Genomic DNA, 15,144 nt, shown 5'->3' with positions numbered 1-15,144 from the left:
TTCACCGTTGCCGGACCGCAATGCGGACAGGGGGTGACGCTGGCCGGGACCCTCGCCTAGATTTCCTGCGCATTACATCGGTGATCAGCGAGGGGACGGAGTCGCCGCCATGCCGGAAGAACCAGAGGGAAAGCCAGCGGACCCAGGAGCAAAGCCATCCACGGTCACACCCGTGCGGGTGGTCATCGCCCTCTGTCTCATCGCGCCGTTCGTGGCGATGCTCTGGGTGAGTTCGTACGCCAAGATCGACCCGACCTTCATCGGCATCCCGTTCTTCTACTGGTACCAGATGCTCTGGGTGCTCATCTCGACCGCGCTCACGATGATCGCGTACAAGCTGTGGCAGCGTGACCAGCGCGCCCGCAAGGGGGGTGCGTCCGCATGAAGGACGGCGTGAACGGCATCGCGCTCGGTGTCTTCATCTTCTTCTTCCTGGCCGTCACGGTCGTCGGCTTCATGGCCGCCCGCTGGCGCAAGGCGGAGAACGAGGCCAGCCTCGACGAATGGGGCCTGGGCGGACGGTCCTTCGGCACCTGGGTCACCTGGTTCCTGCTCGGCGGCGACCTCTACACCGCGTACACCTTCGTCGCCGTGCCCGCGGCGATCTACGCGGCCGGTGCGGCCGGCTTCTTCGCGGTGCCCTACACCATCCTGGTGTACCCGCTGATCTTCACCTTCCTGCCGCGCCTGTGGTCGGTCTCGCACAAGCACGGCTACGTCACCACCTCGGACTTCGTCCGCGGCCGGTTCGGCTCGAAGGGGCTGTCGCTGGCCGTCGCGGTCACCGGCATCCTCGCCACCATGCCGTACATCGCGCTCCAACTCGTCGGAATCCAGGCGGTGCTGGACGTGATGGGCGTCGGCGGCGGCGAGAACACCCACTGGTTCGTCAAGGACCTGCCGCTGCTGATCGCGTTCGCGGTGCTCGCCGCGTACACGTACTCCTCGGGGCTGCGCGCGCCCGCGCTGATCGCGTTCGTCAAGGACGGGCTGATCTACCTGGTCATCGCCGTGGCGATCATCTACATCCCGATCAAGCTCGGCGGCTTCCACGACATCTTCGCCGCCGCGCAGGAGAAGTTCAACGGCCCGCCGGGAGGCAAGCCGACCGGTGCGCTCGCGCCCGGCGTGGACGGCCAGTGGGGTTACGCCACACTGGCGTTGGGCTCGGCGCTGGCGCTCTTCATGTACCCGCACTCGATCACGGCGACGCTCTCCAGCCGCAGCCGCAACGTGATCCGCCGCAACACCACGATCCTGCCGCTGTACTCGCTGATGCTGGGCCTGCTCGCGCTGCTCGGCTTCATGGCGATCGCCGCCGGGGTCAAGGTGGACAACGGCCAGCTGGCGATCCCGCAGCTGTTCGAGGACATGTTCCCGGACTGGTTCGCGGGCGTGGCGTTCGCCGCCATCGGCATCGGCGCCCTGGTCCCCGCGGCGATCATGTCGATCGCGGCGGCGAACCTGTTCACCCGGAACATCTACAAGGACTTCCTGAAGCCCGACGCGACCCCCGCCCAGGAGACCAGGGTCTCCAAGCTGGTGTCGCTGCTGGTGAAGGTCGGCGCGCTCGCCTTCGTCCTCACCATGGACAAGACGGTCGCGATCAACTTCCAGCTGCTCGGCGGGATCTGGATCCTCCAGACGATGCCGGCCCTGGTCGGCGGCCTGTTCACCCGGTGGTTCCACCGCTGGGCGCTGCTCGCCGGCTGGGCGGTCGGCATGGTCTACGGGACGGCCGCCGCCTACGGGGTCGCCAGCCCCACCCAGGCGCACTTCGGCGGGTCCTCCAAGGAGATCCCGGGCATCGGTGAGATCGGCTACATCGGTCTGACGGCGTTCGTCCTGAACATCGTGGTGACCGTCGTCCTCACCTTCGTCCTGAACGCCGTGAAGGCACCTGCCGGGCTCGACGAGACCTCTCCCGCCGACTACACCGCGGACGCGGGCGACCCCGGCGTGAAGACGGAGCTCCCGCCGGCCACGGCCGGGGCCCCGGGCGGTCACTGACCGAGGCGTACGGGCCGCCGCACCCCGCCTGCGAGGGGTGCGGCGGCCCGTACGCGCGTCGTGAACCCCGTGCAGCCGCCGCACCCCGGTGCGGCAGACTTCCCCGCATGGACATAACCATCAGGCCGGTCGAGCCCGCCGAGTACGCCGCCCTCGGCGAGATCACCGCCGAGGCCTATCTCGGGGACGGGCTGCTGGACTACGGCGACGACGATCCGTACCTGGTTCAGCTGCGCGACGTCCCCCGGCGGGCGGAGGAGGCCGAGGTGCTCGTCGCGGCGGACGCCCGGGGCCGCGTCCTCGGCGGGGTCACCTACGCGCCGCCGGGCAACCGCTGGGCCGATATCGCGACGGCCGACGAGGCCGAGTTCCGGATGCTCGCGGTCTCCCGGGAGGCCCGTGGGGCAGGGGCGGGCGAGGCGCTCGTCCGGGCCTGTATCGACCGCGCACGGGCCACCCCGGGGGTCACCGGCATCGTCCTGTCGACGCAGCCGGCGATGCGCGGCGCCCATAGGATCTACGCGCGCCTCGGCTTCGTCCGGACCCCGGAGAGGGACTGGTATCCCATCGAGGGGCTCTCGCTGCTGACGTACCGCCTGGAGTTCCCGGCGGTCTCCTGACAGTCACGCGACACAACATGTGGGGGCTGCCTCATCCGGCGGCCCCCACATGTATGCTCGTGCTCGCTGTCGCCGCAGGGAAATCCGGTGCGAATCCGGAACTGTCCCGCAACGGTGTGATCGGTGCGCTTTTGCGCACCCCCGAGTCCGAGGACCTGCCGACAGCGCATCCGGCTCGACCGAACTGGATGCCCAGACGTCCGGGCCTCGTGGATGGGCCGGTGGACGCCGCACGGAGTGCTGCCCTGACCGGGCCCCGCTCCGCCCGGCTGCCCCCGCTCCCCCGTCGGCCCAGAGCCGAGCGAGGGAGAGCACCACGTGACCATCGCGCCAGCCGATCCGGTTTCAGCGGCCGAATCAACGGGAACCACGAGCGACGGACCGGGCACCGCACTGCTGCGGACCCTCACCGAGCTCACCGCGGATCTGCCCGACACCGACCCCGGACGCGTCGCCGCCGCCGCGCTGCGCGGCCGCAACGCCCGGTCGGACGAGGCCGAGCTGCGCTCGCTGGCCACCGAGGCCGCCGCGGGTCTGATCTCCGAGGACCCCGCCTACTCCCGGCTCGCCGCCCGCCTCCTCACCCGCTCCATCGCGGACGAGGCCGCCGGGCAGGGCGCGACGTCCTTCTCCGCCTCGGTCGCCGTCGGGCACCGCGAGGGCCTGATCGCGGACCGCACCGCCGAGTTCGTGACGCTGCACGCGGCCGCCCTGGACGCCCTGGTGGGACAGGCGCTCGCCGACGGCGCCGACGACCGCTTCGGCTACTTCGGACTGCGCACCCTGCACAGCCGCTACCTGCTGCGCCACCCGATCACCCGCCAGGTCGTCGAGACCCCGCAGCACTTCATGCTGCGGGTGGCCGCCGGGCTCGCGGAGGACAACTCCGAGCGGGCGCTGGACGAGGTCGCGGCCCTGTACCGGCTGATGAGCCGGCTGGACTACCTGCCCTCCTCCCCGACGCTCTTCAACTCCGGCACCCGGCACCCGCAGATGTCCTCCTGCTACCTGCTGGACTCGCCGCTGGACGAGCTGGACTCGATCTACGACCGCTACCACCAGGTGGCGCGCCTGTCCAAGCACGCGGGCGGCATCGGCCTCTCGTACTCCCGCATCCGCGCGCGCGGTTCGCTGATCCGGGGCACCAACGGGCACTCCAACGGCATCGTGCCGTTCCTGAAGACGCTCGACGCCTCCGTCGCGGCGGTCAACCAGGGCGGCCGGCGCAAGGGCGCCGCCGCCGTCTACCTGGAGACCTGGCACGCGGACATCGAGGAGTTCCTTGAGCTGCGCGACAACACCGGTGAGGACCAGCGCCGCACGCACAACCTGAACCTGGCGCACTGGATCCCGGACGAGTTCATGCGCCGGGTGGACGCGGACGGGACCTGGTCGCTGTTCTCCCCGGCCGACGTGCCCGAGCTGGTCGACCTCTGGGGCGACGCGTTCGACGCCGCGTACCGGGCGGCGGAGGCCAAGGGCCTGGCCCGCAAGACGATGCCGGCCCGTGAGCTGTACGGCCGGATGATGCGGACCCTCGCGCAGACCGGCCAGGGCTGGATGACGTTCAAGGACGCCTCCAACCGGACCGCGAACCAGACCGCCGAGCCGGGCCGCGTGGTGCACTCGTCCAACCTGTGCACGGAGATCCTTGAGGTCACCGACGACGGCGAGACGGCCGTCTGCAACCTGGGCTCTGTCAACCTCGGCGCGTTCGTCGAGGGCGGCACGATCGACTGGGAGCGGCTGGACGCCACCGTGCGCACCGCCGTGACCTTCCTGGACCGGGTCGTGGACATCAACTTCTATCCGACCGAGCAGGCCGGGCGCTCCAACGCCCGCTGGCGGCCGGTGGGCCTGGGTGCGATGGGTCTCCAGGACGTCTTCTTCCAGCTGCGGCTGCCGTTCGACTCCGCCGAGGCACGCGCGCTCTCCACGAAGATCTCCGAGCGGATCATGCTCGCCGCGTACGAGGCGTCCTGCGAGCTGGCCGAGCGCTCCGGCCCGCTCCCCGCCTGGTCCGAGACGCGGGCCGCGCGCGGCGTGCTGCACCCGGACCACTACGACACCGAGCTGAACTGGCCGGAGCGCTGGGACGCGCTGCGCGCCCGCGTCGCGAAGACCGGCATGCGCAACTCGCTGCTCCTGGCCATCGCCCCCACCGCCACCATCGCCTCGATCGCGGGCGTGTACGAGTGCATCGAGCCGCAGGTCTCCAACCTCTTCAAGCGCGAGACGCTCAGCGGTGAGTTCCTCCAGGTCAACGCCTACCTGGTGGACGAGCTGAAGCGGCTCGGCGTGTGGGACGCGCGGACCCGTGAGGCGCTGCGCGAGGCGAGCGGCTCTGTGCAGGGCTTCGCCTGGATCCCGGAGGACGTGCGGGCGCTGTACCGCACGGCGTGGGAGATCCCGCAGCGCGGACTGATCGACATGGCGGCGGCCCGTACGCCGTTCCTGGACCAGAGCCAGTCGCTGAACCTGTTCCTGGAGACGCCGACGATCGGCAAGCTCTCCTCGATGTACGCGTACGCCTGGAAGCAGGGGCTGAAGACGACGTACTACCTGCGCTCGCGCCCGGCGACCCGGATCGCTCGTGCCGCGTCCGGCCAGACGGCGGCCGCCGCCCCCATTCCCGTACAGCAGGCGACCGCTCCCGACGCGGACGCGATCGCCTGCTCCCTCGAAAACCCCGAGTCCTGCGAGGCCTGCCAGTAATGAGCACCAACGAGAACAAGAACCTGCTGGACCCGGGCTTCGAGCTGACCCTGCGGCCCATGCGCTACCCGGACTTCTACGAGCGCTACCGGGACGCGATCAAGAACACCTGGACGGTGGAGGAGGTCGACCTCCACTCCGACGTCGCCGACCTCGCCAAGCTGTCGCCGGGCGAGCAGCACATGATCGGGCGGCTCGTCGCGTTCTTCGCGACCGGTGACTCGATCGTCTCCAACAACCTCGTGCTGACGCTGTACAAGCACATCAACTCCCCCGAGGCGCGGCTGTACCTGTCGCGGCAGCTCTTCGAGGAGGCCGTGCACGTCCAGTTCTATCTGACGCTGCTGGACACCTACCTGCCCGATCCGGACGACCGCGCGGCGGCCTTCGACGCGGTCGAGGAGATCCCGTCGATCCGCGAGAAGGCGCAGTTCTGCTTCAAGTGGATGGACTCCGTCGAGACGATCGACCGGCTGGAGACGAAGGCCGACCGCCGCCGCTTCCTGCTGAACCTGATCTGCTTCGCGGCGTGCATCGAGGGGCTGTTCTTCTACGGCGCGTTCGCCTACGTGTACTGGTTCCGCTCGCGCGGACTGCTGCACGGCCTCGCCACCGGGACCAACTGGGTCTTCCGTGACGAGACCATGCACATGAGCTTCGCGTTCGAGGTGGTGGACACCGTCCGCAAGGAGGAGCCCGAGCTCTTCGACGACGCCCTCCAGCAGCAGGTCACCGACATGCTGAAGGAGGCCGTCGAGGCGGAGCTGCAGTTCGGCCGCGACCTGTGCGGCGAGGGGCTGCCGGGCATGAACACCGAGTCCATGCGCGAGTACCTGGAGTGCGTCGCCGACCAGCGGCTCGCCCGGCTGGGCTTCCCCGCGGTGTACGGATCACAGAACCCGTTCTCGTTCATGGAGCTCCAGGGTGTCCAGGAGCTGACGAACTTCTTCGAGCGCCGCCCGTCGGCGTACCAGGTGGCGGTCGAGGGCACGGTCGGCTTCGACGACGAGTTCTGAGCCCGTCAGATCCTCGCCCAGCTCCTCACGTACGGACGCCGTGCGGCCTTCACCGGCTGCGCGGCGTCCGCCGTTTCCGGTGGTGCGGTTCTCCGGCTCCGTTCCGCGTCCCGGAGCTCGCGGTTGATGCGGAGTTCGCGGGCGATCCCGATCAGCGCCGGGAGCAGGACGAGGGTGATAACAGCGGATATGCCCAGGACGTTCTGGAATGTGTTCATGCCTCTACTCTCGTCCTTGCCGACAGAATCCGTCAGTGGCAGGACTGTCATAGAGCATCGAATTACTGCCACACTGGGGGCATGCTGAAGAATGTCGCGGTCCTGCTGCTCGGTGAGGTCCACCCCTTCGAACTCGGCGTGCTCTGCGAGGTGTTCGGCCTCGACCGCAGCGACGAGGGTCTTCCGGTGCAGGATTTCGCCGTGGTCTCCGCCGAGGGCCCGGTGCTCCCTACCCACGCGGGGTTCACCATCAGCACCCCGTACGGCCTCGACCGCCTGGAGGAGGCCGACCTCATCGCCGTGCCGGCCAGCGGCCAGGCAGCGGACCGGGAGTACCCGCAGGAGGCCCTGGACGCGCTGCGCCGGGCCGTGGACCGCGGCGCCCGGGTGCTGAGCGTCTGCTCGGGGGCGTTCGTGCTGGGGGCGGCCGGGCTGCTGGACGGCCGCCGCTGCACCACGCACTGGCGCCACTCCGACGCGCTGGCCCGCCGCTTCCCGCAGGCCGTCGTCGAGCCCGATGTGCTGTACGTGGACGAGGGCTCCGTCATCACCTCCGCGGGCACGGCCGCGGGCATCGACGCCTGTCTGCACCTGGTCCGCCAGGCGTACGGGCCCGCCGCCGCCAACGCCATCGCCCGCCGCATGGTGGTGCCGCCGCACCGGGACGGCGGGCAGGCGCAGTACATCCAGCGGCCGCTGCCCCGGGGCCGCTGCGACACGGTCGGTGACACCCTCGTATGGATGGAGCGGCATCTGAACGAGGAGATGACCATCGAACAGCTCGCCGCCCAGGCGCACATGTCGCCGCGCACCTTCGCCCGGCGCTTCCAGCAGGAGACGGGCACCACGCCCTACCGCTGGCTGCTGCGTCAGCGGGTGCTGCTGGCACAGCACCTCCTGGAAACATCGGACGAGACGATGGACACGATCGCGGGACTGGCGGGCTTCGGGAACGCCGCAGCCCTGCGCCACCAGTTCGTACGCTCCTTGGGCACCACGCCGAACGCGTACCGCAGGACCTTCCGCGGACCGTCGGAACTGACCGAAGTCGCCTGATACCGGCCGCGTTGACATCCGATCATTCGTCCAACCCTTTGCCGCACCTGTCCATGGACCGCGCCCCGGCGGGCGGGCCAGGCTCTGACGATGGACATCCGGACGGCAAGACGAAGGACCATCGGGGCCGTGGTGGCCGCGCTCGCCGCCACACTGCTGCCCTGGCAGAGCGCCGCCGCCGTGGACGGACCGGCCGCCGCTCCGCCACCGGAGGTGCTGCCCTCGCTGCGGCAGTGGCAGCCCGGCGAGGGGGAGTTCACCCTCACGGACCGGGCCAGGATCGTGCTGGAGGGGGTACGGGAGCAGCGCACCGCGGACGACGCGAAGAGGTTCGCGGGCGAGCTGAAGGGCGGCGCCCCGGTGTCCAGGGGCCGGGCCAGGTCCGGCGACGTGGTGCTGCGCCAGGACGCCTCCCTGAAGGGGGCGCTGGGCGCGGAGGGCTACCGGCTCGATGTCGGGGACCGGGTCACGGTCACGGCGGCGACCTCCACGGGGGTGTTCTACGGTTCACGCACCGTGCTCCAGCTGCTGAACGACGACGGCCGCGCCGCCCGTGGCTCGGCGACCGATGTGCCCGCGTACCGGGAGCGCGGGGTCGGGGTCTGCGCCTGCTACATCAACGTCTCGCTCCCCTGGTTCGAGCGGCTGATGAAGGACATGGCCTCGCAGAAGCTCAACCAGCTCTGGATCGAGGCGAAGGTCAGGAGCGACACCGACCCCGAGTCGGCGTTCTGGGGGTACTACACCAAGCCGCAGATCCGGTCCCTGGCCGCGATGGCGAAGAAGTACCACATCGAGCTGGTGCCGGAGATCAACTCCCCCGGCCACATGGACACCTATCTGGAGAACCACCCCGAGCTCCAGCTCAAGGACAAGGACGGCGTCGCCTCACCGCCCCGGCTGGACATCTCGCGGCCCGAGGCGCTGACGTACTACACGTCCCTGGTCGACGAGGCCCTGAAGGTGTGGGACACCCGTACCTGGCACATGGGCGGCGACGAGTACATGATCGGGTCCTCGTACCCGGACTATCCGCAGCTCCAGACGGCCGCGACAGCGAAGTGGGGTGCTTCGGCCACCCCCGACGACCTCTTCGTCGACTTCATCAACCAGGTCAACGCGCATGTGAAGGCCGGCGGCCGGTCGCTGCGGATCTGGAACGACGGGCTGCTCGGCCACAACGGCGCCGTGCCGCTGGACCGCGACATCGCCGTCGAGCACTGGCTGGGCGGCGGCGCCATCCAGCAGCCGTCGGAGCTGCTGGCCGAGGGCCGTCCGGTGATGAACTCCGCGTACTCCCTCTACCTGGTGCGCGGCGGCTTCACGATGGACACGCGCAAGCTGTACGAGAGCGACTGGACGCCGCTGAGCTTCGAGGGCGAGACGCTGCCGGCCACGGCGGCGAACCTGACCGGCGCGAAGATCAGCCTCTGGCCGGACAGTGCGGCCGCCGAGACCGAGAACGAGGTCGAGGCGAAGGTCTTCATGCCGCTGCGCTTCATCGCCCAGGCCACCTGGGGCGGCCCGAAGCCGAGTGGGACGTACGCCGGTTTCGAGGCGCTGGCCCGGCGCATCGGTCACGCGCCCGGCTGGGCGAACACCGACCGCGCCCCGCTGGCCGACGGCACCTACCGGCTGACAGCGGGCGCGAAGGCGCTCGCGCCCGGCGCGGACTCCGGAGTGTCCCTGACCAGGGGCGCGACGGATGGCTGGACGCTGACCGCGACCGCCGACGGGTACTACACGGTCCGCTCGGAGCGGACCGGGACGTGTCTGGACGCGGTACGCGGGAAGAAGTACCTGGGTGCGCCGCTGGAGGTGGGTGCGGAGCTGTCGCTCGGGACCTGCTCGGCAGGGGTGCGCACCCAGCGGTGGCAGCTGGACACCGGGGCCGGTGCGCTGGTTCTGCGCAACGCCGTCTCGCAGCTCCGGCTGACGGAGCGGGCCGGGGACGGCGCCGCGGTACAGACGACGGGCGGGACGCGCCTGACAGCGAAATCCGCCTGACGCGCGACTGTGGGGCCCGCCGTGATGGCGGGCCCCACACGTGTGCCGGAGGTCAGATGCCGCAGTTCGGCGCCGACCAGAAGTGGCTCGGGCCCTGGTTCACGTGGACGTGGTCGTTGTGGTCCGGGTACCCCGGGCCGAGGATGCCGTTGAACCCGTGGTTGCGGGCCTCCTTGGCCAGGGTGCAGAAGGCGATGCCGCCGAGGTCGGCCGCGTCACCGTACAGGTGCCGGCTGTTCGAGGCGCCACCGACCGAACTGTTGCAGGACGTGGAGCGGAAACCGCTGTTGATGGTGATGGGGTGGTCGCCGAGCGCGTGGCGCAGCGCCTCCAGTTTCCACATGGTGCTGAGCGCGTTGGCCTTCGCCGTTCCCGCCGCGACCGCGCCACCGGCCCAGGTGCTGTTGCACTTGTTGAGTTCGGCGTAGGTGAAGTGGACCGGCGTGCAGTCGTTGTCCTGGAGGGCGTAGAGCTTGGCCTGGGTGGCCGGACCCGCGACGCCGTCGGCGGCCAGCCCGTAGGCGGCCTGGAAGCGCTTGACGGCGGCTGTGGTGGCCGGTCCGTAGGAGCCGTCGACGGCGAGTACGGAGTTGTACCCGGGGTATCCGGCGACCCTGATCTGGAGCTGGACGACATCGTTGCCGGTCGCGCCCGGCGAGAGGGTCCGGGTCCAGGTGTAGCAGCCGTCGGCCTGGGCGGTGCCCGCCGTGACCACGGCCCCGCCCAGCGCGAAAGCCATGGTCATGACAAGGCCGAGCAGGAGTCTCGCGGAACGTCTGAGCATGGGGGCTCCCTACCACGACGAAGGTGTGGACAGAGAGACTGTCGGACGAGTCGACGCGCGTCAACTACGCCCGGGAGAAGGCAGGTTGACGGGAAGGAGAAACAGCGGGGCCCTGCCCCGGCGTACCGGAACAGGGCCCCGCGAAGCTGCGCGCGCCGGTGTCAGTCGTTCGGCACGACCTCGTAGCGCGGGGTGTTCTCCTCCATCTGCCGGAGCGCGTCCTTGCGGTCGCGCTTGGAGAGCCGGTCGATGTACAGGTACCCGTACAGGTGGTCCGTCTCGTGCTGGAGGCAGCGGGCGAAGTAGCCGTTGCCCCGCACCTTGACCGGGTTGCCCTTCGCGTCCTGTCCGCGCACCACCGCGTAGTCCGGGCGGGCCAGCGAGGCGTACGCCGTCGGGACCGAGAGGCAGCCCTCGTTGGCGTCGTCCAGGACGCGCTCCTCGGGGGCCAGCTCCTCCAGCACCGGGTTGCAAATGACGCCGGTGTGCCGCACCCCGTCGTCGTCAGGGCAGTCGTAGACGAAGACCTTGAGGTCGACGCCGATCTGGTTGGCGGCCAGGCCCACGCCCTCCGCCGTCCGCTGGCTGGCGAACATGTCGTCGATCAGCGTGGCCAGCTTGTCGTCGAACTCCGTGACGGCCTTGCACTCCTTGTGCAGGACCGGATTGCCCACCACCGTGATCGGGCGCGAGGTGCCGCGCTCGCGGTAGGCCGCCTCGCGCGCCTCGCAGTCCTCGGTGTCGACGAGAAACCCCTCGTCGTCGACGCCGTCGACGCTGATCTGCTCGTCCGTCTGCTCCTGCGCCATGTCCGCCGTACGCCTTCCTCACAACCTGAGACCCGGGATCCGCGGCTCGCGAGGACCCGGGCACCCGAGCACCGGAATCGGTGCGCGTACAGCCTACGGGTACGGGTCAGCAGACCTCTTCCAGATCCCGCCACTCCCGGCTGTCCGGGCTGTCCGCCACCCAGCCGTCCAGCAGCCCGCGCACCAGCCCGGCGGGCGCCGCAAGCCCGCACTCACGCTCCGGTACCCACAGCTCACCGGCGGTGCGGTGGCCCAGCGGGCCGGGGTGGCCCGGCTCGCTGTGGTCGTGCGGGTCGAGGTGTTCGCCGTCGCCCTCGTCGCTCTCCATCCGGCTCTCCGAGCAGGCCCGGCAGAGCAGCCGGACGGACGACGACCAGTCCTCCGCCGCGAAACCGGCATCGGACGCCAGCTGCTCCAGGGCGTCCCGGTCCGCCTCCGTGGCGGCTTCGAGGAGCACCACCCAGGTCGGCACCGGGGACGGCGCCCACAGCTCTATCTCGTCGAACACGGGGTACGAGGGCCCGGCCGCGGTGATCCGCTCGCCGTTCGGCACCCCGTCGTGCAGCACGACCTCGCCCCAGCGCCGCCCGGAGGACGGCAGCGGGATCGACAGCACTTCCATCCTGGCCGGATCCAGCCTGCGGCCCCACACGACCTCGGCCTCGCCCTCCGGCGACAGCCGCACGGCCGCGCTGCCCAGGTCCATGCCGACCGGCTCGCTGTTGGAGGCGGGGGTCTGCTGCCCGCCTCCGGGCACTCTCAGCCCGTACGCCTGCCAGGCCCGGCGCGCCAGCGGCCAGTCCTGGAGCGCGGTGGCGGCGATCCCGACGTTCCACCAGTCGGGAGCGCCGGACTCCTTGTCGAGCAGCGCGACGGCCCGCAGCCCGGCGGCCCGCGCCTGCTCCCAGTCATGCCGGAACTTGTGCAGCAGCGCCAGGTTGAACCATGACTCGGAGAGCCAGGGCTCCAGATCCGCCGCACGCGTCAGCAGCGCGCCCGCGTCCTCGTACCGGCCGTCGCCGATCAGCGTGAACGCGCGGTCCGTGGCCTGCCGCCAAGAGGCGGAGGGCCGATGCCGTACCTTCCCGAAGATCCTCACGATTCCCGCCTGTCCCGACTGGACACCCTCGTTTTCCGCTCTCTTCGCATCCAACCATGCCCGACCGGACGCCCGCTCATTACCCATGGGTTACCCAGGTGGGACGGGGGTCAGACCGTCCCTGGCCAGAACCCGGGCGAGGGATTCCACGACCTGGGGCTGAAAGTCGTGGCCGGTCCCGAGCCTGAGCCGTTCCAGCGCGCCGAGCGGCCCGCCGGCGCTCTCCCCGCACAGGTCGTCGTACGCGTTGACCGCCCTGACGATCCTGGCGGACAGCGGCTGCTCGCGGAAGGGGTCGGCCTGCCGCTCCACCACAACGGCCACCTTCGCGTCCACCCCGGTCTGGCGGACCACGGCCCCGCCGAGCAGGGCGATCCGGCGCTGCTCCGCGGCGGGCAGCGTGGCGGTGGCACCGTCCGGGACCGGGTCCACGAGCGAGAGCTGGCCGATGTCGTGCATCAGGGCCGCGTACTCCAGGACCGTGAGCTCGGGCCCGGAGAGCCCCAGCTCACGGCCGACGGCCGTGCAGAGCTCCGCCACCCTGCGGGCATGGCCGTGCGGGGTGTATCCGGCGATCTCGGTGGAGCGGGCCAGCGAGGCGATGGTCTGACGGTAGGTGGTGCGCACGGCGACGAACCGGCGGAAGGAGAGCTGCGTGAGCAGCAGCGGTACGCACAGGACGGGCAGCGCCCACAGTCCGGCCGCCGCGACCCCGAGCGCCATGACGGCCCCGGTCGCGCAGACCGCGGAGCCGATGCCCAGCAGGGCCCGCAGCTCGTCGCGGAGCAGCGGGCCGTACGGGACGGGGGTGCCGGCCCGCAGCAGCAGGGCGCCCAGCACCGCGTCGCACAGCGCCGTGAGGCCGAGCAGCACGAGCAGGAAGGCCGCGTAGTAGGGCCCGTCACCGAACCAGTTCTCCGACCGGCCGGAGTTGTAGAGCGGCTGGAAGCACACGGCCGCGAAGGCGACGGTCAGGACGCGGCGGGCCAACTGGTCGGGGCCGGGCCCCCGGCCGCGTGCGACATGGGGCACGGAGGCGACGAGCTGGGCCGCGACGAGCACGGCGATCACCTGGAGGGCGTCCTGCCCGGTGGGCTCCCCGCCGCTGCGCCCGAGCAGGGCGTACGCGAGGGCCCCGGCGGCGCCGAGCGGTGCGGGCTCCCGTTCTCCGGGGAGGGCGCCCCAGCGGGCCAGCTCGCCGATGGCGATGAGCACACCGAAGGCGAGGGCGTGGCCGGGGTCGTGGAGCCCGTGCCAGAGGGTGTGGGCGAGCGCGGCGGCGGTGAGCGCGAGGGCGGCGGCGCGCACGGCCGGGGTGGCGTTCACCGCTCGGACGCGCCGATGTCGAGCCCGTCAGGCGATGGCGGCGGAACCGGGTCCCCGGCGGCCGCGGGACCGGCGCCCCGGCCCTCGCCGCGCGCCCCCGGTACCTCCGCGCCCGTCACCGTCACGGCGGACGAGACCCAGCCGTGCCGTTCCAGGCCGCGGGCCAGCGCCCGCACCATCTGCGGATCGAACTGGGTGCCGGCGCAGCGTTTGAGCTCCTCCACGGCAGCCGGCACCGGGCGCCCCCGCCGGTAGGACCGGGTCGAGGTCATCGCGTCGAAGGCGTCGGCCACCGCGACGACGCGGGCGAACTCGGGGATCTCGCGGCCGGTGAGCCCGTAGGGGTATCCGCTGCCGTCGAGCCGTTCGTGGTGGTGCAGGATCGCGGCCCGCGCCTCGCCGAGGAAGCCGATGCCGCGCACGATCTCGTGCCCGTACTCCGGGTGCAGCTCGATGATCCGGCGCTCCTGCGGGGTCAGCGGCCCGTCCTTGCGCAGGACCCGGGTCGGTACGCCGAGCTTGCCGACGTCGTGCAGGATGCCGGCGAACCGGAGCACTTCGACGCGGTCCCTGGCCATGCCCAGCTCGTCGGCGATCAGCACGGAGGCGCGCCCAACCCGCTCGCTGTGGCCCCGGGTGTAGGTGTCCTTGATGTCGACGGCCTGTACCAGGGCCCTGATCGTGGCGCGGTGCGCGGCGTGCTCGCGGTGGTACTGGGCGAACACCCAGCAGGAGATGTACATCGGCAGCAGGACGAAGAGCGCGGCCAGCGGCCCGTACGAGCTGTTCCACAGGACCGCCATCATCAGTCCGGCGAGGCCGTGCACGAGGTGCGGGCCGAGCGCGCGGGGCAGCAGTCCGGCCCAGGCGCGCCGGACGGGCAGTTGTTCGGCGGCGGCCAGGATCGAGCCGTCCAGCGCGCTCAGCACCAGGCTGAAGGCGAGGGCGGCGGCGCAGGCGGGCAGCAGCGCGTACGGGAGCTCCGGCAGCCGCCCGGCTCCGGAGCCGCCGAGCGCGGCGGGCCCGCCGAGCAGGGCGTGGACCCGGGAGGCCGCCCAGACGGTGAGGGCGAGCTGGGCCGCCCGCCAGACGCGGCGGGCGGCGGCCGGGGGGTGCTCCACCCGGCCGGCGAACGAGCCGGGTATCGCGACCAGCGCCGCGGCTCCCGGCGGCAGCAGGAAGGCGGCCGCGAGGAGCAGCGGAAAGAACGATCCGGCACTGATCGGCAGGGTGCTGCCGAAGAAGGGCCATCGGCCGGGGAGCTCGCACAGCAGGTAGACCCCGGTGAGCAGGGCGAGGGTGGTCCACGGGGTGCCCGCGCCGGGACGCAGGGCGGGCAGCACGCAGAGTGTGGCGCAGAGTGCGACCGCCAGGATGTACGCCCGCGCCACGCCACGTGTGGCTCTCACCCGATCCGCCCGCCCCCAGGTCGCGTCCGCGACGGTCTCGCCGGTTCGCGGACACTCCCCGGCATCACCAATGGA

Annotated in this window: 13 protein-coding genes and 1 riboswitch; of the genes, 7 read left to right on the top strand and 6 right to left on the bottom strand. The window is 71.2% G+C overall.

Translation table 11 applies throughout. From position 1 onward, the window contains the following. Nucleotides 1-178: 178 nt before the first annotated feature. From ACFVQ0_RS12640 to ACFVQ0_RS12620, 5 genes are all read left to right on the top strand, one after another. Nucleotides 179-385, top strand: coding sequence for a DUF3311 domain-containing protein (locus ACFVQ0_RS12640; protein ID WP_037787228.1), 207 nt, complete (start codon nucleotides 179-181; stop codon nucleotides 383-385). After that, entirely contained in the window at nucleotides 382-2,010 is a 1,629-nt protein-coding gene (mctP, locus tag ACFVQ0_RS12635; protein ID WP_390087163.1) for a monocarboxylate uptake permease MctP, read from the top strand. Before ACFVQ0_RS12640 ends, mctP begins: the two co-directional genes overlap by 4 nt. Nucleotides 2,011-2,117: 107 nt before the next feature. After that, nucleotides 2,118-2,630 (top strand): GNAT family N-acetyltransferase, encoded by a 513-nt coding sequence (locus ACFVQ0_RS12630; RefSeq protein ID WP_390087161.1) that lies wholly within the window; start codon nucleotides 2,118-2,120, stop codon nucleotides 2,628-2,630. A 40-nt stretch (nucleotides 2,631-2,670) separates the two neighbouring features. Beyond that, a riboswitch (cobalamin riboswitch) is annotated at nucleotides 2,671-2,808 on the top strand. 140 nt (nucleotides 2,809-2,948) lie between these two features. Then, nucleotides 2,949-5,345, top strand: a complete 2,397-nt coding sequence (locus tag ACFVQ0_RS12625; protein WP_390087159.1) for a ribonucleoside-diphosphate reductase subunit alpha — start codon at nucleotides 2,949-2,951, stop codon at nucleotides 5,343-5,345. After that, the gene (locus tag ACFVQ0_RS12620) at nucleotides 5,345-6,361 is read left to right on the top strand and encodes a ribonucleotide-diphosphate reductase subunit beta (protein WP_390087157.1); all 1,017 of its coding nucleotides are present in this window, start codon (nucleotides 5,345-5,347) and stop codon (nucleotides 6,359-6,361) included. The genes ACFVQ0_RS12625 and ACFVQ0_RS12620 overlap by 1 nt, the downstream gene beginning before the upstream one ends. Before the next feature lie 5 nt (nucleotides 6,362-6,366). Here the strand turns inward: ACFVQ0_RS12620 and ACFVQ0_RS12615 are convergent, their stop codons facing one another. Continuing rightward, nucleotides 6,367-6,579 (bottom strand): hypothetical protein, encoded by a 213-nt coding sequence (locus ACFVQ0_RS12615; protein ID WP_390087155.1) that lies wholly within the window; start codon nucleotides 6,577-6,579, stop codon nucleotides 6,367-6,369. An 81-nt stretch (nucleotides 6,580-6,660) separates the two neighbouring features. Between ACFVQ0_RS12615 and ACFVQ0_RS12610 the strand changes: the two genes are divergently transcribed. Next, nucleotides 6,661-7,635, top strand: a complete 975-nt coding sequence (locus ACFVQ0_RS12610; protein WP_390087153.1) for a helix-turn-helix domain-containing protein — start codon at nucleotides 6,661-6,663, stop codon at nucleotides 7,633-7,635. Nucleotides 7,636-7,725: 90 nt separating this feature from the next. Then, the gene (locus ACFVQ0_RS12605) at nucleotides 7,726-9,642 is read left to right on the top strand and encodes a family 20 glycosylhydrolase (RefSeq protein WP_390087152.1); all 1,917 of its coding nucleotides are present in this window, start codon (nucleotides 7,726-7,728) and stop codon (nucleotides 9,640-9,642) included. A 52-nt stretch (nucleotides 9,643-9,694) separates the two neighbouring features. On the opposite strand, the gene ACFVQ0_RS12600 is transcribed toward ACFVQ0_RS12605, so the two are convergent. From ACFVQ0_RS12600 to ACFVQ0_RS12580, 5 genes are all read right to left on the bottom strand, one after another. Next, the gene (locus ACFVQ0_RS12600) at nucleotides 9,695-10,426 is read right to left on the bottom strand and encodes a D-Ala-D-Ala carboxypeptidase family metallohydrolase (protein ID WP_390087150.1); all 732 of its coding nucleotides are present in this window, start codon (nucleotides 10,424-10,426) and stop codon (nucleotides 9,695-9,697) included. Between the two features lie 161 nt (nucleotides 10,427-10,587). Further along, on the bottom strand, nucleotides 10,588-11,235 hold the full coding sequence (gene def / locus ACFVQ0_RS12595) for a peptide deformylase (protein WP_390087148.1): 648 nt from the start codon (nucleotides 11,233-11,235) through the stop codon (nucleotides 10,588-10,590). Between the two features lie 106 nt (nucleotides 11,236-11,341). Continuing rightward, nucleotides 11,342-12,334 carry a hypothetical protein gene (locus ACFVQ0_RS12590; protein WP_328695642.1) on the bottom strand — a complete coding sequence of 331 codons (993 nt, stop codon included), beginning with the start codon at nucleotides 12,332-12,334 and terminating at the stop codon, nucleotides 11,342-11,344. A gap of 90 nt (nucleotides 12,335-12,424) precedes the next feature. Next, complete coding sequence (locus ACFVQ0_RS12585) at nucleotides 12,425-13,660, bottom strand: HD-GYP domain-containing protein (RefSeq protein ID WP_390087146.1); 1,236 nt, start codon at nucleotides 13,658-13,660, stop codon at nucleotides 12,425-12,427. Then, nucleotides 13,657-15,069 (bottom strand): HD-GYP domain-containing protein, encoded by a 1,413-nt coding sequence (locus ACFVQ0_RS12580; RefSeq protein ID WP_390087144.1) that lies wholly within the window; start codon nucleotides 15,067-15,069, stop codon nucleotides 13,657-13,659. The genes ACFVQ0_RS12585 and ACFVQ0_RS12580 overlap by 4 nt, the downstream gene beginning before the upstream one ends. Between the last annotated feature and the right edge of the window lie 75 nt (nucleotides 15,070-15,144).

It is taken from the genome of Streptomyces sp. NPDC057900 (genome assembly GCF_042887885.1).
Lineage (GTDB): Bacteria > Actinomycetota > Actinomycetes > Streptomycetales > Streptomycetaceae > Streptomyces.
Note: the sequence above shows the minus strand (reverse complement) of the source record. Positions and strands in the feature narration are given on the sequence as shown.